Raw genomic sequence first — 22,796 nt, 5'->3', positions numbered from 1 at the left:
ACCGAGGAGGTCACCGCCCGCAAGGGCTGACCCCCGCACCGGACGGCACCACCCACCGGAGCCCCGCGACGCCACCACGGCACCGCGGGGCTCCGGGCTTTTCCCGGGGGTCGTTGACGGTGCGAAGGGGAGGGCGTTAGCTTCGCTTCAACGATTTGTTGAAGACCGGGAGGGTGCCCGATGGCGCAGAACGAGACGGTCCGCACCTCGCTCGGCGACGCGGTGCGCCAGGACATCGGAGCCTCGCTCGCCGCCGTCGACGCCGAACTCGCCCGCCGCTACCCCGGGGACCCGGGCACCCGGCAGCCCGTGCACACCGTCTACGTCCCCGCCGACGCCTTCGCGGCCGACACCGTGCGCGTCTGGGGCGAGCGCGCCCTCGCCGCCCTGGACGATCACGCGCCCGACGCGGAGCGGTTCGCCGGCGTGCTGGGCCTGCCGCCCGCGCTCGCCGCGCCCGTCCACGACCGCGTACGGGCCAAGCTGCTGCGCGAGCCGGTCGAGGACCTGCGGATCGACTTCGAGGACGGCTACGGTTCCCGGCCCGACGCCGAGGAGGACGCGGCGGCCGCGCGCGCCGCCCGGATCGTGGCGGATTCCGTCGCGGACGGGACCGCACCCCCGTACGTCGGCATCCGCACGAAGTGCATGGAGGCCGCCGTACGCGACCGGGGCATCCGCACCCTGGACGTGTTCCTCACCGGCCTGATGGACGCCGGCGGGCTGCCCGGGGGCCTGGTGCTCACCCTGCCCAAGGTCACCTTCCCCCAGCAGGTGACGGCGTTCGTCCGGCTCGCCGGGGAGTTCGAGCGCGCGCACGGACTGCCGGAAGGGCGCCTCGGGTTCGAGATCCAGATCGAGACCACCCAGTCCATCCTCGGGCCCGACGGGACGGCCACGGTGGCCCGGCTGATCGACGCCGCCGAGGGCCGGGCCACCGGCCTGCACTACGGCACCTTCGACTACAGCGCCGCCTGCGGGGTCAGTCCGGCGTACCAGTCCATGGACCACCCGGTCGCGGACCATGCCAAAGCCGTCATGCAGGTCGCGGCCGCCGGCACGGGCGTGCGTCTCTCCGACGGCTCCACCAATGTGCTGCCCGTCGGCCCGGGCCCCCGCGTCCACGAGGCCTGGCGGCTCCACTACGGCCTGGTCCGCCGTTCCCTGGCCCGTGCGTACCACCAAGGCTGGGACATGCACCCCGCCCATCTGCCCACGCGGTACGCGGCGGTCTACGCCTTCTACCGCGAGGGTCTGGACGCGGCGGCGGCCCGGCTCACGGCGTACGTCGCCAAGGCGGGCGGCGACGTCATGGACGAACCCGCCACCGCCCGGGCGCTGAGCGGGTACCTGCTGCGCGGACTCGACTGCGGCGCGGTGGACTTCGCGGAGGTCGCCGCCGCCACCGGGCTCACCCGCGCCGACCTCGACGTCCTCGCCGGCCGGCCCCCCGGGGCCTGAGGCCCCCCTCGAACAGGTCCGGGCCGGCCCCCGCGGGGGCCGGCCCGGACGTCCCGCCGGAGCGGACGATCAGACGAGGTCGAACCGGTCGAGGTCCATGACCTTCGCCCACGCCGCGACGAAGTCGGTCACGAACTTCGCCTTGGCGTCGTCGCTCGCGTAGACCTCCGCGAGCGCGCGCAGCTCGGAGTTGGAGCCGAAGACGAGGTCGGCACGGGTGCCGGTCCACTTGACCTCGCCCGTGACGTTGTCACGGCCCTCGAAGGTGGACTGGTCCTCGGAGGTCGCCTTCCAGGACGTGCCCAGGTCGAGCAGGTTGACGAAGAAGTCGTTCGTCAGCGAGCCGGGGGTCGCGGTGAAGGCGCCGTGCGCGGACTGCCCGTGGTTCGCGCCCAGGACGCGCAGACCGCCGACGAGGACCGTCATCTCGGGGGCGCTGAGGGTGAGCAGGTTCGCGCGGTCGAGCAGCAGGTACTCGGCCGGCAGGCGGTGGCCCTTGCCCAGGTAGTTGCGGAAGCCGTCGGCGGCCGGCTCGAGCGCGGCGAAGGACTCCACGTCGGTCTGGTCCTGCGCGGCGTCCACACGGCCCGGCGTGAACGGCACCTCCACCGGGTGACCGGCGTCCGCGGCGGCCTTCTCCACGGCGGCGGAGCCGGCCAACACGATGAGGTCGGCCAGCGAGATCCGCTTGTCACCGGACTGCGCCGCGTTGAAGGACTCCTGGACGCCCTCCAGGGTGCGCAGCACCACGGCGAGCTGGTCGGGGTCGTTGGCCTCCCAGCCGCGCTGCGGCTCGAGGCGCACACGGGCGCCGTTGGCGCCGCCACGCTTGTCGCTTCCGCGGAAGGACGAGGCCGACGCCCAGGCGGCGGACACCAGCTGCGGGACGGTCAGGCCCGAGGCGAGGACCTGCTCCTTGAGGGCGGCGGCGTCGGCGGCGTCGACCACCTCGTGCGTCCGCGCGGGCAGCGGGTCCTGCCACAGCAGGGTCTCGGACGGGACCTCGGAACCGAGGTAGCGCACGACCGGGCCCATGTCGCGGTGGGTCAGCTTGAACCAGGCGCGGGCGAAGGCGTCCGCGAACTCGTCCGGGTTCTCCAGGAAGCGCCGCGAGATCTGCTCGTAGACCGGGTCGAACCGGAGCGAGAGGTCCGTGGTCAGCATCGTCGGGGCGTGGCTCTTGGAGGCGTCGTGCGCGTCCGGGATGGTGCCCGCGCCGGCACCGTCCTTCGCCACCCACTGGTTGGCGCCGGCGGGGCTGGTCGTCAGCTCCCACTCGTAGCGGAAGAGGTTCTCGAAGAAGCCCATGCCCCAGCGGGTCGGGGTGCTGGTCCAGGTGACCTCGAGACCACTGGTGATCGCGTCGGCGCCCTTGCCGGTGCCGTAGGTGCTCCGCCAGCCGAGGCCCTGCTCCTCCATCGAGGCGGCCTCGGGGTCGGCGCCGACGTTGTCCGCCGGGCCGGCGCCGTGGGTCTTGCCGAAGGTGTGGCCGCCGGCGATGAGGGCGACGGTCTCCTCGTCGTTCATCGCCATCCGGCGGAAGGTCTCCCGGATGTCGCGCGCGGCGGCGATCGGGTCCGGGTTGCCGTTGGGGCCCTCCGGGTTGACGTAGATCAGGCCCATCTGGACGGCGCCGAGCGGGCTCTCCAGCTGGCGGTCGCCGGTGTAGCGCTGGTCGCCGAGCCAGGTGGACTCGGGGCCCCAGTAGACGTCCTCCTCCGGCTCCCAGACGTCCTCGCGGCCGCCGGCGAAGCCGAAGGTCTCGAAGCCCATCGACTCCAGCGCGACGTTGCCGGTGAGGATCATCAGGTCGGCCCAGGAGATGCTCTGGCCGTACTTCTTCTTCACCGGCCACAGCAGGCGGCGGGCCTTGTCGAGGTTGCCGTTGTCCGGCCAGCTGTTGAGCGGGGCGAAGCGCTGCTGACCGGCGCCCGCGCCGCCGCGGCCGTCGCTGATGCGGTAGGTGCCGGCGCTGTGCCACGCCATGCGGATCATGAACGGGCCGTAGTGGCCGAAGTCGGCCGGCCACCAGTCCTGGGAGGTCGTCAGGACCTCGAGGACGTCCTGCTTCACGGCCGCGAGGTCGAGGGCCTTGAACGCCTCGGCGTAGTCGAAGTCCGCACCGAGCGGGTTCGCGACCGCCGGGTTCTTGGCGAGGATCTTCAGGTTCAGCCGCTCCGGCCACCACTGCCGGTTCCCGCCGCCCTGGGTCGGGTGCGGAGCGCGCCCGTGCGCGACGGGGCAACCGTTCACACCCTCCGTCTTGGGGTCTGTGACGATTGCTTCATGGTTCTCAGACATGGGAATCCTTCCGGACCTGGCGGATCACGGTGCTCAGGACTGCGGGCCGTCGGACGCGTTCGGGCGGGGGCCGCCGCGGTGAGCGCACGGGGGCCTCACCGGCGGCACGACAGGGGGAGAGGGGTGCCGGACCGGCCGCGGCGGTGGCACGCGGGCGCCCGTGACCTCCAGGCGTCACCGCGCTGCTGCTCGGCGGTGGTCCCGTCACGTCTCTCTCTTCTGCCGTACTGGAGTCTTCCTGTCCCTTGGCTGGCGCCGGAACCGATCCTACGATGGACGCAGTCCAAGTCAAGAAGAGCGTCAATTCCATAGGCAATCAGAACCCGGACGCGTCCACGGGGTGAATTCCGGACGTCCACCGAGCTGAACGGGTGAGCAGACATGAGCGACCTGCTGGAGCGACTGCGCGGGCGCGGCTGGCGCATGACGTCCCAGCGGCGTGTCGTCGCGGAGGTCCTCGACGGCGACCACGTGCACCTGACGGCCGACGAGGTGCACGCCCGCGCCGCACGGCTGCTGCCCGAGATCTCCCGGGCCACCGTCTACAACACCCTGGGGGAGCTGGTCTCCCTCGGGGAGGTCATGGAGGTCTCCACCGACGGCCGCGCCAAGCGCTACGACCCCAACGCGCACCGGCCGCACCAGCACCTCGTGTGCTCGCGGTGCGGCACCGTACGCGACGTCCACCCGACCGGGGACCCGCTGGCCGACCTCCCCGCCGCGGAGCGGTTCGGCTTCACGGTCTCCGAGGCCGAGGTCACCTACCGCGGGCTGTGCCCGTCCTGCGCCTGAGGGCGTCACCCGGGGGAGTGGCCGCTGACGGTGTCAGCGGTGTCAGCGGCGTCAGCGGTCCTCGCCGTCCTTCCGTTCCGCCGTAGGGGCCAGTCCGAGACCGCGCAGCCACAGCATCTGCTCGTGGTTCTGGGAGTCGCGGCCGCCGCCGTGGTCGCCGAACCGCCACACCGTGATGTCCTTCGGTCCCGCGTAGCGGTTGTACGCCGCGAACACCGTCGACGGCGGGCAGACGGGGTCCATCAGGCCCACGCTGAACAGCGCGGGCGCGGTGGCGCGCGGGGCGAAGTGGACGCCGTCGAAGTAGTCGAGGGTGCCGAAGAGCCGTTCCGGCTCGATGCGCGCGCGATGCTCAGGGCGGCTGCCGTCGCCGTGCTCGCCGGACTGGTGGCGGGACCGGCAAGTGCCGTGCCGGTCGGCTCGGTTCCGCTGAGCCGTGCCGCGGTGGAGGCGGAGCTGGACGCGGCGGCGGACGAGGCCGGCGTGCGCAGGGCGGAGAACGCGGTGATGGGCCTGGTCGCGACCGCCGACGAGGAGTCCGACCGGCCGAGCGAGGAGTGCATGCTCGCCTGGCCGGCCGCCGAGGAGGACGGAGCGCGGGAGTACACCGGCCTGGGCGAGCGCGGCTGGACGGTAGTGCGCCGGGGGAAGGGCGGTGCCGGCGCGTACGTGGCCCTCGGCAAGGGTGGCTGGACGGTGACGGTCTCCTACGACCCGGTGCCGGGGTCGTTCAGCGCGCTGACCTTCACCGCCATGGCGCACGCCTGCTGATGGGCACGGCCCGGCTCCGCCGGTGCGCGGGCGTACGGTGCCCCGGTGACCGGCACGGACCCGCTCGTTCCCGTGCACGCCGGAAACGTCATGGAACTCGTGCACTTTCTCGGCACCTGCGCGGACGACGAGGTCGGCGCGGCGGAGCCGGACCCGGTGCGGCGCCGCGCGCGGGCGCCCTTCGGCCTCGCCTGCCGGGCTGGTCGTGGAGGAGCCGGACCTGACCTCCTGCCGCGCCGCTACGGCACCGGTGGGAGCTCGCCCGAGCCGCGCGGGACGAGCCGGCAGGCGAGCTCGACCCGTTTGGGGGCGCCCGCGACGCCGTCGAGCCGCTGGAAGAGCAGTCCGGCCGCGGTACGGCCGAGCAGTCCCGGATCCTGGGCGACGACGGTGATCGCGGGCCGCAGCAGGTCCGCGAGTTCGAAGTCGTCGAAGCCGACGAGGGCGACCACGCTGGGCAGGTCGGCGAGGACCCGCACCGCGGTCACGGTGATCCGGTTGTTGCCGGCGAACAGGGCGGTGACCGGTTCCGGGCCGCTGAGCATGGACTCCACGGCGGCGCGGACCCGGCCCGGGGCCGTGGGCCCGCAGGAGACCCAGCCCTCGTGCACGGGCAGCCCGGCGGCCTCCATCGCCTCCCGGTAGCCCCGCAGGCGCTCGGCGGCGGTGTGGATGCGGGGGAGGTCGCCGATGAACCCGATGCGGCGGTGCCCGTGGGCGATGAGGTGGGCCACGCCCTCGCGGGTGCCCCCGGCGTTGTCGCTGAGCACCACGTCCGCGTCGATGCCGCCCGCGGGGCGGTCGACGAAGACGGTCGCGACGCCGGCCGCGATCTCCGGCTCGAGGTAGCGGTGGTCCTCGCTGGCGGGCACGATGACCAGCCCGTCCACCCGGCGGGCGCAGAAGGCGAGCACCAGTTCCTGCTCACGGTCGGCGTCCTCGGCGCTCGAGCCGGTGAACAGCAGCGTCGAGTGCGCCCGTGCCAGGTCCTCGACGGCACGGCTGAGCGGGGAGTAGAAGGGGTCGGCGAGGTCCTCCAGGACCAGCCCGATGCTGGCCGTACGGCCCTTGCGGAGCAGCCGCGCACTGTCGTTGCGGCGGAAGCCGAGGGCGTCGATGGCCGCCTGGACGCGTGAGATCGTGTCCTCGGTGACGCCCGGTTCCTCGTTGACGACACGCGAAACCGTCTTCAGGCCGACGCCGGCCCGGGCCGCGACATCCTTCATGGTGGGGCGGGCGGTGCGCGGAATATCGGTCACGCCGTGATCCTATGGGCTGGACAACGTTGTCAACAAAGGGCGACACTACGCCCATGCCGTTCGAGAGCTCTGCCGAGTCCATCGTCCCGCCGTCGGGTGCCGCCGGCGCGGGTCCGCTGATCGCCGCCGTGGACATCGGCGGCACCAAGATCGCGGGCGCCCTGGTGGACGCCCGCGGCGAGCTGCTCGTGCGGGTGCAGCGCCCGACACCGGCCGACCGGGACGCGGCGACCGTGATGGGCGCGCTCGCGGAGGTGCTGGCGGGGCTGCGCGAGTCGGCGGGCTGGCCGCGGGTCGTCGCGGTGGGCATCGGCAGCGCCGGGCCGATCGACGCCTCGCGCGGCACGGTGAGCCCGGTCAACATCGCCGGCTGGCGGGACTTCCCGGTGGTCGGCCAGGTCGGTGAGCGGGTCGGCGGGCTGCCGGTCGTGCTCACCGGCGACGGCATCGCGATCACCGCGGCCGAGCACTGGCAGGGCGCGGCCCGCGGGCACGACAACGCCCTGTGCATGGTGGTGTCCACCGGGGTCGGCGGCGGTCTGGTCCTAGGCGGCAAGCTCCACCCCGGCCCGACGGGCAACGCCGGGCACATCGGCCACATCAGCGTTGACCTCGACGGCGACGTGTGCCCCTGCGGCAGCCGCGGCTGCGTCGAGCGCCTGGCCAGCGGGCCCAACATCGTCCGGCGCGCCCTGGAGTCCGGCTGGCGTCCGGCCCACGGCGAGGAGTCCGACGCGGCTGCCGTCGCCCGGGCCGCCCGCGAGGGCGACCCCCTCGCCCTCGCCTCGTACGACCGCGCCGCGCAGGCGCTGGCCGCGGGCATCGCCGCCACGGCCACCCTGGTCGAGATCGACCTCGCCGTGATCGGCGGCGGTGTCGCGGGCGCGGGCCCGCTCCTCTTCGAGCCCCTCCGCGCGCACATGCGCCGGTACGCCACGCTGTCGTTCGCCTCCGGGGTGAAGGTCGTCCCCGCGGTGCTCGGCACGGACGCGGGCCTGGTGGGTGCGGCGGCCGCCGCGGCGCAGGCACTGCGGCTGGAGGCCTTCGCGACCGGCGCGTAGCGGAGCGCTCCCGACGGGAGCTTCCCGGGGAAGGCTGCGGGGCACACGGGCCGACGGTGCCCGGACGCACGGGCGCCCCAACGACGCGGCCTTCGCGAGGGCGACGTGACGGGCACCGCTGAGGACGGGCGCGGAGCCGGCGTCGGTGGTACGGAGACCCTGCGCCTGCGTCGGGCAGGCCCGCACTGCGCGGAGAGGTTCACGAGGCCGTCGAGGCGCAGCGCTTCGGCGGCCCTCCGGCACGGCCGATGCCTGCTGCCCGTGCGGGTGCGATGCCGTGGTCCCCGCGGGCGGAACGCTGTGCGCTCGGATCGCGACGTGCCGGGCGCGCCTCGCGGGCCTGCGGCTTTTCGGGGGTGGCAGCGTCCGACGGCAACCTGCTCGCGGCGGCGCGGGGCTCGTAGCGCCGCCGACCGCGCTGGTGTCCGTACTGCCGCAGCGGCGGTTCATCGCCGGACTGCCCTGAGGGCCGGGAGAACCGACCCCGGCACCGTCCTCGACCTGCGCGGCCCCGACGAGGCGGCGCGGGAGGACGCCTGTCGCAAGACAAGTAATGCGAGGGTCGAGATGTCCAGGGTCGACAGACCCCGGGGCGCTCACCGCGCCGGTCGTCGGCCTGGGCCGCAGGTCGCCTGCCGTACGGTGCCGAGGCTCGCCCTCGTCGGCCGGGTTCGGCGTCGCCGTTCATGCCGCATTCGGCGTGCGGGATGCCGCACGTTCCCCGGTGCCGAACCCACCGGTATGCGCCGATGGCCGGGTCTGCGCGTTTGCCGACGCCGATGATCCGGGCAATTCGTAGGGGGCTACCGGGCTACGGAAGAGGGGGCACCGTGATCGTCTGGCTCAACGGCACGTTCGGCGCGGGGAAGACCACTGCGGCACGCGAACTGCTCGAACTGCTGCCGGGCAGCGTGCTCTACGATCCGGAACTGATCGGCAGCGGGCTGAGGCTGATGCTCCCGGAGAAGCGGCTGGGCGAGGTCTCCGACTACCAGGAACTGCCCGCGTGGCGGCGGCTGGTCGTCGACACCGCGGCCGCACTGCTCGCCGAGGTGGGCGGCGGACCGCTGGTGGTGCCGATGACGCTGCTGCGGCAGGAGTACCGGGACGAGATCTTCGGCGGGCTGGCGGCCCGCAGGATCACCGTGCGGCATGTGCTCCTGCACGCTGAGGAAACGGTTCTGCGTGAGCGGATCGACCAGCGTGCCGATGTCCCGGACGATCCCGAGGCCAGCGCGGGGATCCGCGCCTGGTGCCTGGACCACCTGCCCGCCTACCGGGAGGCCCTGCCCTGGCTCACGGCGGACGCCCACGTCGTCGACACCGCGGGGCTCGCCCCGCGCGCGACGGCCGAGCGGATCGCCGAGGCGATACGCGAGGGCGCCGGTGCCTGCGACATCGTGCAGACCCCGGAGCCCACCACCGAGACCCTCGCGGCGGGCGTGCTGCTCTTCGACGAGGACGACCGGGTGCTGCTGGTCGACCCGACCTACAAGCCCGGCTGGGAGTTCCCCGGCGGGGTGGTCGAGCCCGGAGAGGCGCCCGCCCGGGCCGGCATGAGGGAGGTCGCCGAGGAGCTCGGCCTCCGCCTACCGGTAGTGCCCCGGCTCCTGGTCGTCGACTGGGAACCGCCGCTGCCGCCCGGCTACGGCGGTCTGCGACTGCTCTTCGACGGCGGGCGGCTGCCCGCGGCGGACGCCGAACGCCTGCTGCTGCCCGGCGCCGAACTGCGGGGCTGGCGCTTCGCCACGGAGGACGAGGCCGCCTCCATGCTGCCGCCCGTCCGGCACACCCGGCTGTGCTGGGCCCTGCGGGCGCGTGAGCGGGCCACCGTGCTCAACCTGGAGGCCGGGGTGCCGGTGGGCGGCTGAGAGGCGCCAGGCCCCCCTCGGACGCCCATCGGCACCCCGCGGCGCTCAGACCGCCTTGGCGGCGTACTTCTGCAGGAAGAGCGCCTCGGTGAGCGAGAGCTTCTCCAGCTCCTCCGGGGAGACGCTCTCGTTCACCGCGTGGATCTGTGCCTCCGGCTCGCTCAGGCCGATCAGCAGGATCTCCGAGTCGGGGTAGAGCGTCGCCAGGGTGTTGCACAGCGGGATGGAGCCGCCCATGCCGGCGATCTCCATCTCCGTGCCGTACGCCGCCTGCATCGCCTCGGCCATCGAGGCGTACGCCGGGCTGGAGGTGTCCGCGCGGAACGGCTGGCCGCTGCCGACCTGGGTGACCTCCACGCGGGCGCCCCAGGGGGCGGCGGCCTCCAGGTGGGCGATGAGCAGCTTGGCCGCCTGCTGGGCGTCCACGCCCGGCGGGACCCGCAGGCTGACCTTCGCGCCGGCGGTGGCCTGCACGGACGGCGTGGCGCCGACCACCGGAGGGGCGTCGATGCCGATGACGGTGACCGACGGGCGGGCCCAGAGGCGGTCGGCGACCGTGCCGGTGCCCATCAGCTCCACACCGTCGAGCACCTTGGCGTCGGCGCGGAAGTTGCCCTCGTCGTACTGCAGCCCGTCCCAGGCCGCGTCGGCGGTGAGACCCGTCACGGTGGAGGCGCCGGAGTCGTCGTGGAGGGTGTGCAGGATGCGGACCAGGGCGGCCAGCGCGTCGGGTGCCGCGCCGCCGAACTGGCCGGAGTGCAGGTTGCCCTCCAGCGTGGTCACCTTCACGTCGACCAGCGCCATGCCGCGCAGGGTCGCGGTGACGGTGGGCAGGCCGACGCGGAAGTTGCCCGAGTCGCCGATGACGATGGCGTCCGCGGAGAGCAGCTCGGGGTGCTCCTCGGCGTAGCGCTCCAGGCCGCCGGTGCCCTGCTCCTCCGAGCCCTCGGCGATGATCTTCACGCCGACCGGGACCCCGCCGTTCTCGCGCAGCGCGCGGAGCGCCGTGAGGTGCATGATCAGGCCGCCCTTGCAGTCGGCCGCGCCGCGTCCGTACCAGCGGCCGTCGCGCTCGGTGAGCTCGAACGGGGGCGACAGCCAGCCGGCCTCGTCCAGCGGCGGCTGCACGTCGTAGTGCGCGTACAGCAGCACGGTGGGCGCGCCCTGCGGACCGGGCAGGTAGCCGTACACCGACTGCGTGCCGTCCGGGGTGTCCAGCAGGGCGACGTCCTCGAAGCCCTCCGTGCGCAGGGCCTCGGCGATCCAGGAGGCGGCCTGCTCGCACTCGCTCTTGGGGAACTGCCGCGGGTCGGCCACCGAGCGGTACGACACCAGCTCGGCCAGCTCGGTCCGGGCCCGCGGCATCAGTGCGGCGACGGTTGCGGCGAGTGGTGCGGCGGACATGGGCGCTCCTGAGGGATGGGACAGGTCGAACGCGATGTTCGTGGACTGGTGGTCGTGATCGATGGTGCCACAGGCAGCCTCGCTCACCCCGCGGATTAGTATGCGGCTGAGCAGGGGCGACGGCAGTCGGTGGGTCGGACGGGAGCGGAAGCACACGTGAGCAGCGAGTACGAGGCGCAGGACGGCGGTTCGGCGGAGGGCGCCGACGGCGCAGCGGTGTGGGACGTCGTCGTGGTGGGTGCCGGGCCCGCCGGGGCCTCGGCGGCTTACGCCGCGGCGAGCGCGGGACGCCGCGTGCTCCTGCTGGAGAAGGCCGAACTGCCGCGCTACAAGACCTGCGGCGGCGGCATCATCGGGCCGTCCCGCGACGCGCTGCCACCGGGGTTCGAGCTCCCGCTGCGCGACCGGGTGCACGCGGTGACCTTCAGCCTCAACGGCCGGCTCAGCCGGACCCGCAGGTCGCGGCAGATGCTCTTCGGGCTGATCAACCGCCCGGAGTTCGACGCCCGGCTGGTGGACGCGGCCGTCGAGGCGGGCGCGCAGCTGCGGACCGGGGCGTCGGTCTCCCGGGTCGAGCAGCACGGCACCTCCGTCCCGGACCGGCGGACCGTCGCGGTGGTCCTCAACGACGGCGAGACGGTCCTCGCCCGTGCGGTGGTCGGCGCCGACGGCTCCGCCAGCCGCATAGGCGCCCACGTCGGCGTCAAGATGGCCCAGGTGGATCTGGGGCTCGAGGCCGAGATCCCGGTCCCCGCGGAGGTCGCCGAGGACTGGGAGGGCCGGGTGCTCATCGACTGGGGCCCGCTGCCCGGCAGTTACGGCTGGGTCTTCCCCAAGGGCGACACGCTGACGGTCGGCGTCATCTCGGCGCGCGGCGACGGCGCCGCCACCAAGCGCTACATGGAGGACTTCGTGGGCCGGCTCGGTCTGGCCGGCTTCGAACCGAGCATCTCCTCGGGCCACCTCACCCGTTGCCGTGCCGACGACTCGCCGCTCTCGCGTGGCCGCGTGCTGGTGTGCGGTGACGCGGCGGGCCTGCTGGAGCCGTGGACCCGTGAGGGGATCTCCTTCGCGCTGCGGTCCGGCCGCCTGGCGGGGGAGTGGGCGGTACGGATCGCCGAGGCGAACGACGCGGTCGACGCGCGTCGCCAGGCCCTGAACTACGCCTTCGCGGTCAAGGCCGGCCTCGGTGTCGAAATGGGCGTCGGCCGCCGCATGCTGAGCGTCTTCGAGAAGCGCCCCGGTCTGCTGCACGCCGCACTCACCACCCTTCCTCCCGCGTGGAACGCCTTCGCCAAGATCACCCGTGGTTCCAGCTCGCTCGCCGAGCTCGTGCGCTCCCACCCTCTGGCCCGTCGCGCCCTGGAGTCCTTCGACCGCCGCTGATCTCGGCGACGGAACCCTCCGATTGATCTTGCGATGGCACCCTCCGGCACGCCATAAAGGGGGAGTTGAGGGGCAGACAACTTTGTGGGAGGTGTCCTCGTCATGCCCTTGAGGAATGAAGACGGAAGGCTGCCGTGGTGGGTGCGTACGCTCACCGGGCTCGTAGTGCTCGGCGGACTTCTGTTTCTGGTCGCACGTGCCGACCTGATACCTGGTCTGCCCAACCCCTTCGCCGAGGAGACCAAGGACCGCACCGGTCCCGTGGTGCTCAAGGCGATCCAGGACATGAACCGATTCGAGGGGGCCAGCGGCGAGTTCCAGGTGGTGGTCGACCTGGAGAAGGACGCCAAGTTCCTTCCCGACGCCGTGCGCGGCAGGCGCACGCTCTACGTGGGGGCCGGCAGCGTCGACGCCTACGTGGACCTCGGTGACGTGGGCCCGAAGGGCGTCATCGTCTCCGAGGACCGGACCTCCGCGGTCCTGACCCTGCCCCACGCCCAGTTGGAGCGGGCCTCGCTCGACCCCGACCGCTCCTACGTGGTCGCCCAGGAGCGCGGCTTCTTCGACCGGCTCGGTGACTTCTTCTCCTCGCATCCCGGGGACGAACAGCAGGTCCAGAAGCTCGCCGCGAAGAAGATCCAGCAGGCGGCCGAGTCGACCGAGCTGACGAAGCGGGCGGAGACCAACACCCGGGCCATGCTGGAACGGCTGCTGACCTCGCTGGGCTTCGAGAAGGTGGAGGTCCGCTTCAGCTGACGGGCCGGAGCCCGGTGATGCGGAAGACCGGGTGCTTGTGGGCTATGGCGCGTAGTTCCTCGTCGGTGGAGTCCGCCCCCACACCGCCGAAGAACACGCCCACCTCGGCCTTCCAGCGCTTGAGGTAGGCACGCAGCAGCTCGGGCTTGGCGTCGTCGGCGACCTCGGTCGCGCTGAACTCCTCGGCCCGCTTGCCCAGGAGCAGCCGGCCGCCGCCGGCGGCCCGCATGTTGTGCGTCCACTGGACGTGCCCGCGGGGCGCCACGAGGTAGCGCTCCCCGTTCACCACCAGCAGGTTGACCGGGGTGCGCCGCCACTCCCCGCTCTTGCGGCCGCGGACGGCCAGCACGCGGGACCCCCACACGCTGAGGCCGCGACGCGTCAGCCAGGCCACCGTGCGGTTCAGGACGTTGACCGTGAACCAGCCGGGCTTCATGACGTGCTCGGACATGAGGACTCCTCGAAGACGCGCGGGCCGTGGACCGTGGACCGGTCCGTGAGCGGTGCTCTCGCTTGAGAACAGTGTGCACGAGTCCGCATCCCATGGCAAGAGCACTGCTCTCGTTCTTGGTCGTCGCTCCATCCCCGCCTACACTGACCCCCATGAGCGTCATCCGAACCGCCAGGGAACGGGCCCGCGACGAAGTGACCGCGGCCATCAAGGAAGAGGCGCGCCGGCAGCTCGCCGACGAGGGCGCCTCGAGGCTCTCGCTGCGCGCCGTCGCACGCGAGCTGGGCATGGTCTCCTCGGCGCTCTACCGTTACTTCCCCAGCCGGGACGACCTGCTCACCGCCCTCATCGTCGACGCCTACGACGCCGTGGGCGCCGCAGCGGAGGACGCCCTGGCCCGCGCCGGCGGCACCGACCCGGTGGAGCGCTGGAGTGAGATCTGCCGGGCCGTCCGCCGCTGGGCGCTCGCCCATCCGCACGAGTACGCCCTCATCTACGGCTCCCCCGTGCCCGGCTACTCCGCCCCGCTGGACACGATCGGGCCCGCGTCCCGGGTCGGGCTCGCCCTCCTCACCGTGGCCGCGGAGGCCCACACCGCCGGGGCGCTCGCCGTGCCCCCGCCCGACGTCCCGCTCTCCGAGGCCGTCCACGCCGACGCCTGGCGGCTCAGCAGGGACCTGGACGGCGATCTGCCGCCGGCGGTGATCCCGTCCTTCGTGGCCGCCTGGGCGCAGCTCTTCGGGCTCCTGAGCTTCGAGGTGTTCGGCCAGTTCAACAATGTGGTCGAGGCGCGGGACGACTTCTTCGACCACGCCGTCGCGGGCCTCGCCCACCAGACGGGACTCCGCCGCGGTCGCGTACTCCACGGGGAGTAGACGCGGTCACCCCGCCGACCGGACGCCGACCCGCCGCATGTCGGTCTAGCGTGGCCGCATGACCGACGACAGGACACCGGGGGGCCGCCCGCCCCGGGGGCCGCGGTGGCGCCGCGCCGGGGCGGGACACCGTCCCGGCGCCGATCGCCTGCGCCACCCCTGGGTCTCGTCGCTCGTCGTCGCGGTCGTCCAGGTGGTCGGCACCACGGCCGCCTCGCACAACGCGGCCGGCCGGGCCGGCCTCGACCACTTCGGCTACGCGCTCCTGCTCGCCGGGCCCGTACTGCTGCTGTGGCGCAACCGCGCGCCCGTCGCCGTGGCCGCCGCCGTCTCGGCCGTGACGCTCGTGTACGTCGCCGGGGGTTACCCGTACGGGCCGGTCTTCCTCAGCATCGTCGCCGCCTACTTCACGGGCGTGGCCGCCGGCCGCCGCGGTGCCGTCCTGGTCATCGCGGGCACCCTGTACACGGCCTACCTGCTCATCACCGTGTGGCTGTATCGCTGGCTGCCGCCCGCCGGGGACCACGCCGCCTCGTGGGCCCAGGTGTCGGGGGCCGCCGCCTGGCTGCTGGCGATCCTCGCCGTCGCGGAGCTGTGGCGGTTGCGCAGGGAGCAGTTCGTCCGCGAGCGGAGGGAGCGGGCCGAGGAGGAGAGGCGCCGCGCCGACGAGGAACGGCTGCGCATCGCCCGGGAGCTGCACGACGTGCTCGCACACAGCATCTCCGTCATCAACGTGCAGGCCGGGGTGGCCCTCGCCCTCATGGACGAGCGCCCCGAGCAGGCCCGGCAGGCGCTGACCACCATCAAGGCGGCCAGCAAGGAGGCGCTCGGCGAGGTGCGCCAGGTGCTCGGCACGCTGCGCGCTCCCGGGGAGGCCCCCCGCTCGCCGGCCCCGGGCCTGGACCGGCTGCCCGAACTGCTGGAACAGGCCGCGGGCGCGGGCCTGGCCGTCGACATCACCCGCGAGGGCCGCGCCGCCGCCCTGCCGCCCGGCGTGGACCTGGCGGCGTTCCGCATCGTCCAGGAGGCGCTGACCAACGTCATCCGCCACTCGGGCTCCCGCACCGCCCGCGTCCGCGTCTCCCGCCGCCGGGACGCGGTCGAGCTGCGGATCGACGACGACGGTCCCGCCACCGCCACCGCCGACCACGCCCACGACTCCACGGGCGGGGGCAACGGGCTGCTGGGCATGCGTGAGCGGGCGGCGGCGCTCGGCGGCACCGTCGAGGCCGGACCGCGCGCCGACGGGGGCTTCCGTGTGCTGGCCCTGCTTCCGCTCGCCGCGGGCGCCGCGACGGCGTCCGTCCCCGACAAGGAGATCCCATGACGCGGGTCCTGCTCGCCGACGACCAGGTCCTGGTGCGGGCGGGCTTCGCCGCCCTGCTCGGCGCCCAGCCCGACATCGAGGTCGTGGGCGAGGCGTCCGACGGCGCCCAGGCCCTGCGCATGGTCCGCGAACTCACCCCGGACGCGGTGCTGATGGACATCCGCATGCCGGTCATGGACGGTCTCGAGGCCACCCGCCGGATCACCGAGGACGCGGCGCTCGCCGGGGTCAAGGTGGTCATCCTCACCACGTTCGAGCTCGACGAGTACGTCTTCGAGGCCATCCGGGCCGGTGCCTCCGGCTTCCTGGTCAAGGACACCGAGCCGGAGGAACTGGTGCGCGCCGTCAGGGCGGTGGTGGACGGCGACGCGTTGCTCTCGCCCGGGGTGACCCGGCGGCTCATCGCCGAGTTCGCGGCCCGGTCCAAGGAGCCCTCGGCCGCGGCGGAACTGGACCGGCTCACCGAGCGGGAGCGCGAGGTGATGGCCCTGGTCGGGATCGGCCTGTCCAACGAGGAGATCGCCCGCCGCCTGGTGGTGAGCCCGCTCACCGCCAAGACGCACGTCAGCCGCACGATGGTGAAGCTCGGCGCCCGGGACCGGGCCCAGCTCGTCGTCCTGGCCTACGAGTCCGGCCTGGTGCGGCCGGGCTGGCTCGGCTGAGCCGGAAGGGCCCGCGCGGACCGTGGTCCGCGCGGGCCCGGGGCGAGGGGCCGGCGCCGGTCAGTCCCGCACGGGGACCTTGCGTTCCTCGCTCGCCGGAGCGGCGGAGTCGGAGGAGGAGGCGACCACGAATCCGTACGACACCCTGCGGCGCAGTCCCGTGAGGGTGATCAGCAGCCCGGCCAGGGCGATGGCGCTGACCACGACCAGCCCGGGCCGGAAGCTGTCGAGCGTCGCCTGCGGGGAGGCCGGGTGCCCGTCGCCGGACCCGGCGGTGATCGCCGCGGTGACGACCGCGAGGAAGATGGCGCCGCCCACCTGGAAGGAGGTGTTGAGGAGGCCGGAGACCATGCCCTGCTCCTCGTCGCGCACCCCGTTGGTGGCCTGGATGTTGAGCGACGGGAAGACCAGCGCGCACGCGGCGCCGAGCAGCAGCATGGACGGGAGGATCACCGCGGCGAAACTCGGGGTGAGGTCGACGCGCAGGAAGAGCACGTAGCCGGCGAACAGCAGGGTGAAGCCGGTGGCGATCACCCGCGGTGTCCCGAAGCGGTCCACCAGCGGACCGATCCGCGTGGAGGCGAGCGCGACCAGCGCCCCCGCGGGCAGGAAGGCCAGTGCGGTCTGCAGCGCCGACCAGCCCAGCAGCGACTGCATGTACTGGGTGACGAGGAACTGGAAGCCCACGTAGGAGCCGAAGAACGCGGCGCCGCCCAGGTTGGCGCGTATCTGGTGGGGCGAGCGCAGGACGCCCAGCCGTACGAGGGGATGGGTGCTGCGGTGTTCGATGACGGCGAAGGCGGTCAGCAGGACGGCGACGGCGGCGAAGGAGAGCAGGGTGCGGGCCGAGGCCCAGCCCGCCTCGGGGGCCTGGACGACGGTGAAGACGAGCAGCAGCATCGCACTGGTGCCGGTCAGGGCGCCGGGCAGGTCGTAGCCGCGGCCGGAGTGCCGTTCACGGGGGCTCGTCGGGATCAGCCGGATGCCGGCCACGAGGGCCAGGACCGCGATGGGGGCGGGCAGCAGCATCGTCCAGCGCCAGCCCACCTCGGTGAGCAGGCCGGACAGGACCAGGCCCATGGAGAAGCCGGTCGCGCCGCAGGTGGTGTAGATGCTGAGGGCGCGGTTGCGGACCGGTCCCTCGGCGAAGGTCGTGGTGATGATGGACAGGCCCGCAGGGGCGGTGAAGGCGGCGCTCAGGCCCTTGATGAAGCGGCTGGCGATCAGGAGTTCACCGGAGTCGACGAGCCCGCCGAGCAGCGAGGCGGCGGCGAACACGGCGAGCGCGACGAGGAAGACCCGGCGCCGGCCGAGCAGGTCGGCGGCGCGGCCGCCGAGCAGCAGCAGGCCGCCGTAGCCGAGGATGTAGCCGCTGACGACCCACTGCAGCGACGAGGTGGACAGGTCGAGGTCGTCCGCGATGGACGGGAGGGCCACGCCGACCATCGAGACGTCCAGGGCGTCGAGGAAGAGCGCGGCGCAGAGCACCAGCAGGGTGCCCCACTGCCGGGCGCTCCAGCGCCCTTCGGGACCGCGGACGGCGGCGGTGTGCGGAGAGGTCATGTCGAGGAACACTACATGCACATGCATCAAATGCAAGTGCATTTAATGTGCGTACATCTAGTGTTGATTTTCTGCTATCCTGCGGCCATGACCGGCGTGAAGAGTGAGCATGTGCTCGTGGAGCGGTGGCGTGAGGTCCTCTCCCTGCACGCGCGCACCGCGTGCGAGCTCGACCGTGAGCTGAACCAGCACGGTCTGGGCGCGAGCGACTTCGAGGTGCTCGACCTGCTCGCCGAGGGAAACCCGGACGAGGGCGGGTGCACCTACCGCGTCCAGGAGCTCGCGGACCGCGTGCACCTGAGCCAGAGCGCGCTCTCCCGGCTGGTCGGCCGGCTGGAGAAGGACGGCCTCGTGAGCCGTGGCATCTGCAGTGAGGACCGGCGCGGGGTGCGGGTCGCGCTGACCGACGCCGGCCGGGCGCGCCACGAGGAGGCCAAGCCGGCGCAACGAGCCGTCCTGGAGCGGATGCTCGGCCAGGTCTGAGGGCGCGCCCTACCCGGTCCGGCGGCTGCGGCGTGCCTCAGGAGCGGTCCGTACCCTTCGCCCCGTCCACGAACGGCGCCGGCGCCATGGCGGCTGTGGATCAGCCGATCGCCGCGGTGCGCCGCCACAGGTCGATCACGGATGCGTCCCCGGTGACCTGCAAACCCTCGTAGGCGCCCCGGTTCCACAGCGTCAGGTAGAGCTCCTCTGCGGCGGCGCTCACCGTGCAGTCGGCCTCGCCGGGCGCTGCCCGCTCGACGACCGGCGGTTCGGCCGACAGGCGCGCCAGCCAGACGTCCCGCGCGGCGTCGGTGTCCGTCGTACGCACGCGGAGCGTCCTGGGCGTCGTGCTGCGGACCCGGCTCCTCGGCCGTACGTGGAAACCCGCGAGCAACTCGTCGACGCCGTCGGCCGCGAACTCCGGGCCGACGGGTGACGGGGCGCGGCCCAGGGCCAGTTCGGCGTCCACGCGGTGTATCGCCGTCTCGTGCGCCTGGCGCCGTGCCCAGAAGGCGCGCGGGGAGGGCGCCTTGAGGAAGGACCAGCAGTCCAGGTCGGCGGGCGCCGCTTCGAGGGCCGCGACCAGCAGCCCGTGACCCTCGCGGAACCAGGGGAGCAGGGAGGGGTCGTCCTCCGGGGTCTCGGCCTCCATGGGTTCCGGCTGCCGACGTCCCTCCGCGACGTAACGGGTCGCCCAGCGGTGCACGGTGCCCTGGTGGCGGACCACTTCGCGCACGCGCCAGCCGGGGCAGGACGGCACCACGGCGTCGAGCCCGGCCGCCTCCGCCGCGTCGGCGAGCAGTCCGCCCTCGCGCCGCAGGACCTCGATGAACTCGGCTGTCTCCATGTCGGGATTGTGCCAGCCGGCACCGACAACCGGGCCGCGGCGGCGCGATGCGCCTGCCGCGCCCGGACGTGGGGCGTCAGACTCCGGCGGCCGCGGACGCGTGCCGGGTCGTGCGCGCGACCACGGCGGCGACCGCCGCGAGCGCGGCGACCGTGGTCAGCGCCACCGGCAGCCCGTAGGCGTCGGCGAGGAAGCCGATGGTGGGCGGCCCGAGCAGGAAGCCCGCGTACCCCAGGGTGGAGGCGGTGGCCACACCACCGGGACCGCCGAGGGCACCGGCCCGGCCGATGGCGACGGGGAAGACGTTGGCGAGCCCGAGTCCGGTGAGCGCGAAGCCGGTCAGGACGAGCCAGACCGTGGGACCCAACGCCCCCAGCAGCATTCCGGCACCCGCGGTCAGTCCGCCCAGCACCACCGCACGGGTCGGGCCGAGCCGCAGCAGGAGCGCGGTGCCGGACAGACGCCCCACGGTCATCGCCAGGGCGACGGAGGCGTATCCGGCGGCCGCGAGGGCCGGGCCGGTGTGCAGGTCCTCCTGCAGGTGGAGCGGACCCCATTCGGCGAGCGCCCCCTCGCCGTAGGCGGTGCACAGGGCGATCAGCCCGAAGACGGCGACCATGCGCCGGGCGCCGGGACGCGCGGTGCCCGGCGCACCCTCCCCGCTGCCGGCCGCGCCGGCGCTCTCCGTGGGACGGGGGATCGCGTGCCGCAGCAGGAGCCGCCCGAGGAACACGGTGGCCAGGAGCCCGAACAGGGCGACGCCCACGAGGTGCTGAGCCGGGGTCAGCCGTGCGGCCAGAGGCCCGCCGACGCCCGCCCCGACCAGTCCGCCCAGGCTGTACGCGGCGTGGAAACCGGGCATGATGGGGCGCCGCAGTGCGGCCACCAGGTCGACGGCGACGCTGTTCATGGCGACGTTCATGCCGCCGAAGCCCACACCGAGCAGGAGCAGCACGAGACCCAGGGCGAGGGGGGAGTGGGTGAACGGGGGCAGCGCGACGCTCAGTGACAGGATCGCCCCGGTGGCGACGGTCACCTGCCGGGCGCCGAAGCGCCGGCACAGCCGTCCGCTGGGGATCATGGTGACGACCGCCCCCGCGGACACGCCGAGCAGGGCGAGACCGAGAGCGCCCGCCGAGGCGCCGACCTGCTCCTTGACGGCGGGGATGCGAACGACCCAGCCGGCGAAGACGAATCCGTCGAGGGCGAAGAACGCGGTGAGGGCGACACGGAGGCGCAGCAGCGGGAGCGCCGGACTTGCGGGATCTTGCCTGCTGAGTACGCTCCGTATTTTGTTTAGGCTCGGCACAAAGTGAGAATAGGACTGTGACCCAGACTCGGACAAGGTTGGAGCGGGGCCGCGGTGCGCTCGGTCCCGCGCTCGCGCTCGTGCACACCGGGCGTGCGCCCACCCGCGCCGTGCTCACCGTCGAACTCGGCGTGACCCGGGCGACCGCGGGGGCCGTCGCCGCCGAGTTGGAGGCACTGCGCCTGATCCGCGTCGACACCCGGCCGGGCGGGCCCGCCGGAGCGCAGGGCCGGCCCTCGCACCGGCTCGCCGTCAATCCCGAGGGGCCGGTCGTCCTCGCCGCGCAGATCCACGCCGACGGATTCCGCGCCGCGCTGGTCGGACTCGGCGGCCACATCCTCGCGTCCAAGCCGGTCGCCATGACCGTGCCCGCGGACCCCGCCCGGGTCCTCGGCGCCGTCGTCGAGGCGGGCGCGGAGTTGCTGCGCGCCTCCGGCCGGGAGTGCGCGGGCGCGGGCCTCGCCGTGCCGTCCGCCGTCGCCGAACCCGAAGGCGCCGCGCTCAACCCCCTGCACCTGGCGTGGGCCGCGGGCGCACCGGTGCTGGACATCTTCCGCGAGCAGATCGAGCGTTCCGGCATCATCGCCCCCAACGGGGCGCCGCCGCCGTGTTTCGTTGGCAACGACGTCAACGTCGCCGCGCTCGCCGAGCACCGGCACGGCGCCGGGCAGGGCGCCGAACACCTGCTGGTCGTCGCCACCGGGCACCGCGGCGTGGGCGGTGCCCTCGTCCTGCACGGCAAGCTCCACACCGGCAGCGCCGGGCTCGCCCTGGAGGTCGGTCACCTGACCGTCAACCCCGAGGGCCGGCCCTGCCATTGCGGCAGCCGCGGCTGCCTGGACGTCGAGGTGGACCCCCTCGCCTTCCTGGAGGCCGCCGGCCGCATCCCCGGCCCCGAGGGCTCGCTGCCCGACCAGTGCCGTGCCCTACTGCGCGAGGAGTACGACGACCCCGCGGTGCGCAGCGCCGCCGACCGCCTCATCGACCACCTCGGGCAGGGACTCGCCGGACTGGTCAACGTCCTCAACCCCGACCGGATCCTGCTCGGCGGCCTGCACCGCTGGCTGCTCGACGCGGACCCGGAGCGGCTGCGCGCCGTCGTCGCCGAACGCAGCCTGTGGGGACGCAGCGGCGGGGTCCCGCTGCTCGCCTGCGCGCTGGACCACAACAGCCTCGTCGGGGCCGCCGAACTGGCCTGGCAGCCCGTGCTGGACGACCCGCTCACAGCGCTCGGCGCCTAGAACCCCCGGCCCCCACGGGGCGTCAGAACAGCGGCTCCGGGGGGTCGGCGGGCGGCGGCAGCGCCTTGACGGGCGGCGCCGGCAGCCCCTCCGCCGAGGCGGTCAGCGGCCATCCCGGCACCAGGTGCGTGTCGAGCAGCAGGACCCCGCCGGACGGCCCGGCAGTGCGGAGGTAGAGATCACCTCCGGCCACCGCCACGACGGTGCCGCGCAGCGCGGTACCCGCCGCGAGCCCGGTCACCGCGGCGGTGGCCTGAGGCGCGCGCGGCTCCAGGCCGAACACCACCGCGTGGTCCACGGGCCGGAAGCCGGTGGGCGTGAGCGTGTCCCGCCAGTCGGGGACCGCGGCCGCCGCCTCGTGGAGCGCCCGCAGCTCCGCCTCCCGCGCGTCCGCGGGCGGCAGCGCGGCGCGGGCGGCACGCTTCGCCGACGTCGGCACCCGGTCCGGGATGCCCAGCGCCGTCCCGAGCACCGACTCGGCGCGGCGTGCGGCCATCAGCGGGCCCCGGCCGAGGAACGTGAAGCAGACCGCGGCCTGTTCGAGCAGCCGCGCACTGCCCCGCTCGGCCGCCGTGATGCCGACCTTGCCCAGGCCGGGGCCGAACCAGGCCAGGTACACCGAAAAGGGCCGCGGGTCGTCCAGCCGGGTGTCCGCGGCCACGGAACGGGAGCGGTCCAGGGCCGCGCACTGCTCGCACTGGTCACGGCGGGCCCGCTCGGGAAGTTCCGCGGAGCGCGGGCACGGGGTCCAGCGGCCCGAACGCCACACGCCCGTGCAGCGACGCACCGCGCCCGGTTCCACGGCGAGCGTCAGCGGGTCGCCGAGGCGCACGGGACTGCGCCGGTCACCGTGGCGCGGGTGCCACCACGTCCACACCGGGCCCCCGGACACCCATCGCAGACCCGTGCATCGCCACATGATCCGCATGCTAGGCGCAGCCACCGACAGCGGCCGTACTCCCCGGGTGGTACCCGC

20 protein-coding genes and 1 pseudogene are annotated in these 22,796 nt (G+C 73.8%); 12 read left to right on the top strand and 9 right to left on the bottom strand.

Annotated elements, in window-relative coordinates; all coding sequences use genetic code 11:
- The first annotated feature begins 180 nt into the window (after window positions 1-180).
- On the top strand, window positions 181-1,461 hold the full coding sequence (locus ACZ7MY_RS33910) for a DUF6986 family protein (RefSeq protein WP_499607634.1): 1,281 nt from the start codon (window positions 181-183) through the stop codon (window positions 1,459-1,461).
- Window positions 1,462-1,530: 69 nt separating this feature from the next.
- Here the strand turns inward: ACZ7MY_RS33910 and katG are convergent, their stop codons facing one another.
- A complete protein-coding gene (katG, locus tag ACZ7MY_RS33905) occupies window positions 1,531-3,762 on the bottom strand; it encodes a catalase/peroxidase HPI (RefSeq protein ID WP_499607632.1) in 2,232 nt (743 codons plus the stop codon).
- 381 nt (window positions 3,763-4,143) lie between these two features.
- Between katG and ACZ7MY_RS33900 the strand changes: the two genes are divergently transcribed.
- Window positions 4,144-4,554, top strand: a complete 411-nt coding sequence (locus ACZ7MY_RS33900; RefSeq protein ID WP_499607630.1) for a Fur family transcriptional regulator — start codon at window positions 4,144-4,146, stop codon at window positions 4,552-4,554.
- Window positions 4,555-4,605: 51 nt separating this feature from the next.
- On the opposite strand, the pseudogene ACZ7MY_RS33895 reads toward ACZ7MY_RS33900, so the two are convergent.
- Window positions 4,606-4,887 (bottom strand): annotated as a pseudogene (locus ACZ7MY_RS33895) (acetylxylan esterase); the annotation flags it as partial.
- 15 nt (window positions 4,888-4,902) lie between these two features.
- Between ACZ7MY_RS33895 and ACZ7MY_RS33890 the strand changes: the two are divergent.
- Window positions 4,903-5,325 (top strand): hypothetical protein, encoded by a 423-nt coding sequence (locus ACZ7MY_RS33890; protein WP_499607644.1) that lies wholly within the window; start codon window positions 4,903-4,905, stop codon window positions 5,323-5,325.
- A 239-nt stretch (window positions 5,326-5,564) separates the two neighbouring features.
- Here the strand turns inward: ACZ7MY_RS33890 and ACZ7MY_RS33885 are convergent, their stop codons facing one another.
- On the bottom strand, window positions 5,565-6,551 hold the full coding sequence (locus ACZ7MY_RS33885) for a LacI family DNA-binding transcriptional regulator (RefSeq protein WP_499607642.1): 987 nt from the start codon (window positions 6,549-6,551) through the stop codon (window positions 5,565-5,567).
- 86 nt (window positions 6,552-6,637) lie between these two features.
- On the opposite strand from ACZ7MY_RS33885, the gene ACZ7MY_RS33880 reads away from it, so the two are divergent.
- Complete coding sequence (locus ACZ7MY_RS33880) at window positions 6,638-7,645, top strand: ROK family protein (RefSeq protein ID WP_499607628.1); 1,008 nt, start codon at window positions 6,638-6,640, stop codon at window positions 7,643-7,645.
- Window positions 7,646-8,475: 830 nt separating this feature from the next.
- Window positions 8,476-9,516: an NUDIX hydrolase gene (locus tag ACZ7MY_RS33875; protein ID WP_499607625.1), complete on the top strand. Its 1,041-nt coding sequence runs from the start codon at window positions 8,476-8,478 to the stop codon at window positions 9,514-9,516.
- 45 nt (window positions 9,517-9,561) lie between these two features.
- On the opposite strand, the gene ACZ7MY_RS33870 is transcribed toward ACZ7MY_RS33875, so the two are convergent.
- The gene (locus ACZ7MY_RS33870; RefSeq protein WP_499607622.1) at window positions 9,562-10,920 is read right to left on the bottom strand and encodes a dipeptidase; all 1,359 of its coding nucleotides are present in this window, start codon (window positions 10,918-10,920) and stop codon (window positions 9,562-9,564) included.
- Between the two features lie 156 nt (window positions 10,921-11,076).
- On the opposite strand from ACZ7MY_RS33870, the gene ACZ7MY_RS33865 reads away from it, so the two are divergent.
- Together ACZ7MY_RS33865 and ACZ7MY_RS33860 are read left to right on the top strand one after the other, a co-directional pair.
- Complete coding sequence (locus ACZ7MY_RS33865; RefSeq protein ID WP_499607619.1) at window positions 11,077-12,306, top strand: geranylgeranyl reductase family protein; 1,230 nt, start codon at window positions 11,077-11,079, stop codon at window positions 12,304-12,306.
- 102 nt (window positions 12,307-12,408) lie between these two features.
- The gene (locus ACZ7MY_RS33860; RefSeq protein ID WP_499607615.1) at window positions 12,409-13,062 is read left to right on the top strand and encodes a DUF4230 domain-containing protein; all 654 of its coding nucleotides are present in this window, start codon (window positions 12,409-12,411) and stop codon (window positions 13,060-13,062) included.
- Here ACZ7MY_RS33860 and ACZ7MY_RS33855 read toward each other — a convergent pair.
- Window positions 13,055-13,513: a nitroreductase family deazaflavin-dependent oxidoreductase gene (locus ACZ7MY_RS33855; protein WP_499607612.1), complete on the bottom strand. Its 459-nt coding sequence runs from the start codon at window positions 13,511-13,513 to the stop codon at window positions 13,055-13,057. The genes ACZ7MY_RS33860 and ACZ7MY_RS33855 overlap by 8 nt on opposite strands.
- 152 nt (window positions 13,514-13,665) lie before the next feature.
- Between ACZ7MY_RS33855 and ACZ7MY_RS33850 the strand changes: the two genes are divergently transcribed.
- The 3 genes from ACZ7MY_RS33850 to ACZ7MY_RS33840 are packed head-to-tail and all read left to right on the top strand — an operon-like array spanning window position 13,666 to window position 16,377.
- Window positions 13,666-14,388, top strand: coding sequence for a TetR/AcrR family transcriptional regulator (locus ACZ7MY_RS33850; RefSeq protein ID WP_499607609.1), 723 nt, complete (start codon window positions 13,666-13,668; stop codon window positions 14,386-14,388).
- A gap of 58 nt (window positions 14,389-14,446) precedes the next feature.
- Complete coding sequence (locus ACZ7MY_RS33845) at window positions 14,447-15,715, top strand: sensor histidine kinase (protein WP_499607607.1); 1,269 nt, start codon at window positions 14,447-14,449, stop codon at window positions 15,713-15,715.
- Entirely contained in the window at window positions 15,712-16,377 is a 666-nt protein-coding gene (locus tag ACZ7MY_RS33840) for a response regulator (RefSeq protein ID WP_499607605.1), read from the top strand. Before ACZ7MY_RS33845 ends, ACZ7MY_RS33840 begins: the two co-directional genes overlap by 4 nt.
- Window positions 16,378-16,437: 60 nt before the next feature.
- On the opposite strand, the gene ACZ7MY_RS33835 is transcribed toward ACZ7MY_RS33840, so the two are convergent.
- Window positions 16,438-17,940 carry an MFS transporter gene (locus ACZ7MY_RS33835; protein ID WP_499607602.1) on the bottom strand — a complete coding sequence of 501 codons (1,503 nt, stop codon included), beginning with the start codon at window positions 17,938-17,940 and terminating at the stop codon, window positions 16,438-16,440.
- Between the two features lie 87 nt (window positions 17,941-18,027).
- Here ACZ7MY_RS33835 and ACZ7MY_RS33830 point away from each other — a divergent pair, with 87 nt between their 5' ends.
- The gene (locus tag ACZ7MY_RS33830) at window positions 18,028-18,423 is read left to right on the top strand and encodes a MarR family winged helix-turn-helix transcriptional regulator (protein WP_499607600.1); all 396 of its coding nucleotides are present in this window, start codon (window positions 18,028-18,030) and stop codon (window positions 18,421-18,423) included.
- A gap of 100 nt (window positions 18,424-18,523) precedes the next feature.
- On the opposite strand, the gene ACZ7MY_RS33825 is transcribed toward ACZ7MY_RS33830, so the two are convergent.
- Together ACZ7MY_RS33825 and ACZ7MY_RS33820 are read right to left on the bottom strand one after the other, a co-directional pair.
- Window positions 18,524-19,270: a maleylpyruvate isomerase family mycothiol-dependent enzyme gene (locus tag ACZ7MY_RS33825; protein WP_499607597.1), complete on the bottom strand. Its 747-nt coding sequence runs from the start codon at window positions 19,268-19,270 to the stop codon at window positions 18,524-18,526.
- A gap of 76 nt (window positions 19,271-19,346) precedes the next feature.
- Window positions 19,347-20,579 carry an MFS transporter gene (locus ACZ7MY_RS33820; RefSeq protein WP_499607593.1) on the bottom strand — a complete coding sequence of 411 codons (1,233 nt, stop codon included), beginning with the start codon at window positions 20,577-20,579 and terminating at the stop codon, window positions 19,347-19,349.
- A 17-nt stretch (window positions 20,580-20,596) separates the two neighbouring features.
- Here ACZ7MY_RS33820 and ACZ7MY_RS33815 point away from each other — a divergent pair, with 17 nt between their 5' ends.
- Window positions 20,597-21,820: an ROK family protein gene (locus ACZ7MY_RS33815; protein WP_499607590.1), complete on the top strand. Its 1,224-nt coding sequence runs from the start codon at window positions 20,597-20,599 to the stop codon at window positions 21,818-21,820.
- Between the two features lie 22 nt (window positions 21,821-21,842).
- Here the strand turns inward: ACZ7MY_RS33815 and ACZ7MY_RS33810 are convergent, their stop codons facing one another.
- On the bottom strand, window positions 21,843-22,739 hold the full coding sequence (locus ACZ7MY_RS33810; RefSeq protein WP_499607587.1) for a DUF2797 domain-containing protein: 897 nt from the start codon (window positions 22,737-22,739) through the stop codon (window positions 21,843-21,845).
- Between the last annotated feature and the right edge of the window lie 57 nt (window positions 22,740-22,796).

It is taken from the genome of Streptomyces sp. NPDC111520 (assembly GCF_055635295.1).
The sequence above is the reverse complement of the archived record's forward strand: the minus strand, read 5'-3'. Positions and strand labels throughout refer to the sequence as shown.

Bases quoted from the DNA above. Each gene is read 5' to 3' on its own strand.
- ACZ7MY_RS33910 (WP_499607634.1), top strand. From the start codon at position 181: ATGGCGCAGAACGAGACGGTCCGCACCTCGCTCGGCGACGCGGTGCGC.
- katG (WP_499607632.1), bottom strand. From the start codon at position 3,762: ATGTCTGAGAACCATGAAGCAATCGTCACAGACCCCAAGACGGAGGGT.
- ACZ7MY_RS33900 (WP_499607630.1), top strand. From the start codon at position 4,144: ATGAGCGACCTGCTGGAGCGACTGCGCGGGCGCGGCTGGCGCATGACG.
- ACZ7MY_RS33890 (WP_499607644.1), top strand. From the start codon at position 4,903: ATGCTCAGGGCGGCTGCCGTCGCCGTGCTCGCCGGACTGGTGGCGGGA.
- ACZ7MY_RS33885 (WP_499607642.1), bottom strand. From the start codon at position 6,551: ATGAAGGATGTCGCGGCCCGGGCCGGCGTCGGCCTGAAGACGGTTTCG.
- ACZ7MY_RS33880 (WP_499607628.1), top strand. From the start codon at position 6,638: ATGCCGTTCGAGAGCTCTGCCGAGTCCATCGTCCCGCCGTCGGGTGCC.
- ACZ7MY_RS33870 (WP_499607622.1), bottom strand. From the start codon at position 10,920: ATGTCCGCCGCACCACTCGCCGCAACCGTCGCCGCACTGATGCCGCGG.
- ACZ7MY_RS33860 (WP_499607615.1), top strand. From the start codon at position 12,409: ATGCCCTTGAGGAATGAAGACGGAAGGCTGCCGTGGTGGGTGCGTACG.
- ACZ7MY_RS33855 (WP_499607612.1), bottom strand. From the start codon at position 13,513: ATGTCCGAGCACGTCATGAAGCCCGGCTGGTTCACGGTCAACGTCCTG.
- ACZ7MY_RS33850 (WP_499607609.1), top strand. From the start codon at position 13,666: ATGAGCGTCATCCGAACCGCCAGGGAACGGGCCCGCGACGAAGTGACC.
- ACZ7MY_RS33845 (WP_499607607.1), top strand. From the start codon at position 14,447: ATGACCGACGACAGGACACCGGGGGGCCGCCCGCCCCGGGGGCCGCGG.
- ACZ7MY_RS33840 (WP_499607605.1), top strand. From the start codon at position 15,712: ATGACGCGGGTCCTGCTCGCCGACGACCAGGTCCTGGTGCGGGCGGGC.
- ACZ7MY_RS33835 (WP_499607602.1), bottom strand. From the start codon at position 17,940: ATGACCTCTCCGCACACCGCCGCCGTCCGCGGTCCCGAAGGGCGCTGG.
- ACZ7MY_RS33830 (WP_499607600.1), top strand. From the start codon at position 18,028: ATGACCGGCGTGAAGAGTGAGCATGTGCTCGTGGAGCGGTGGCGTGAG.
- ACZ7MY_RS33825 (WP_499607597.1), bottom strand. From the start codon at position 19,270: ATGGAGACAGCCGAGTTCATCGAGGTCCTGCGGCGCGAGGGCGGACTG.
- ACZ7MY_RS33810 (WP_499607587.1), bottom strand. From the start codon at position 22,739: ATGTGGCGATGCACGGGTCTGCGATGGGTGTCCGGGGGCCCGGTGTGG.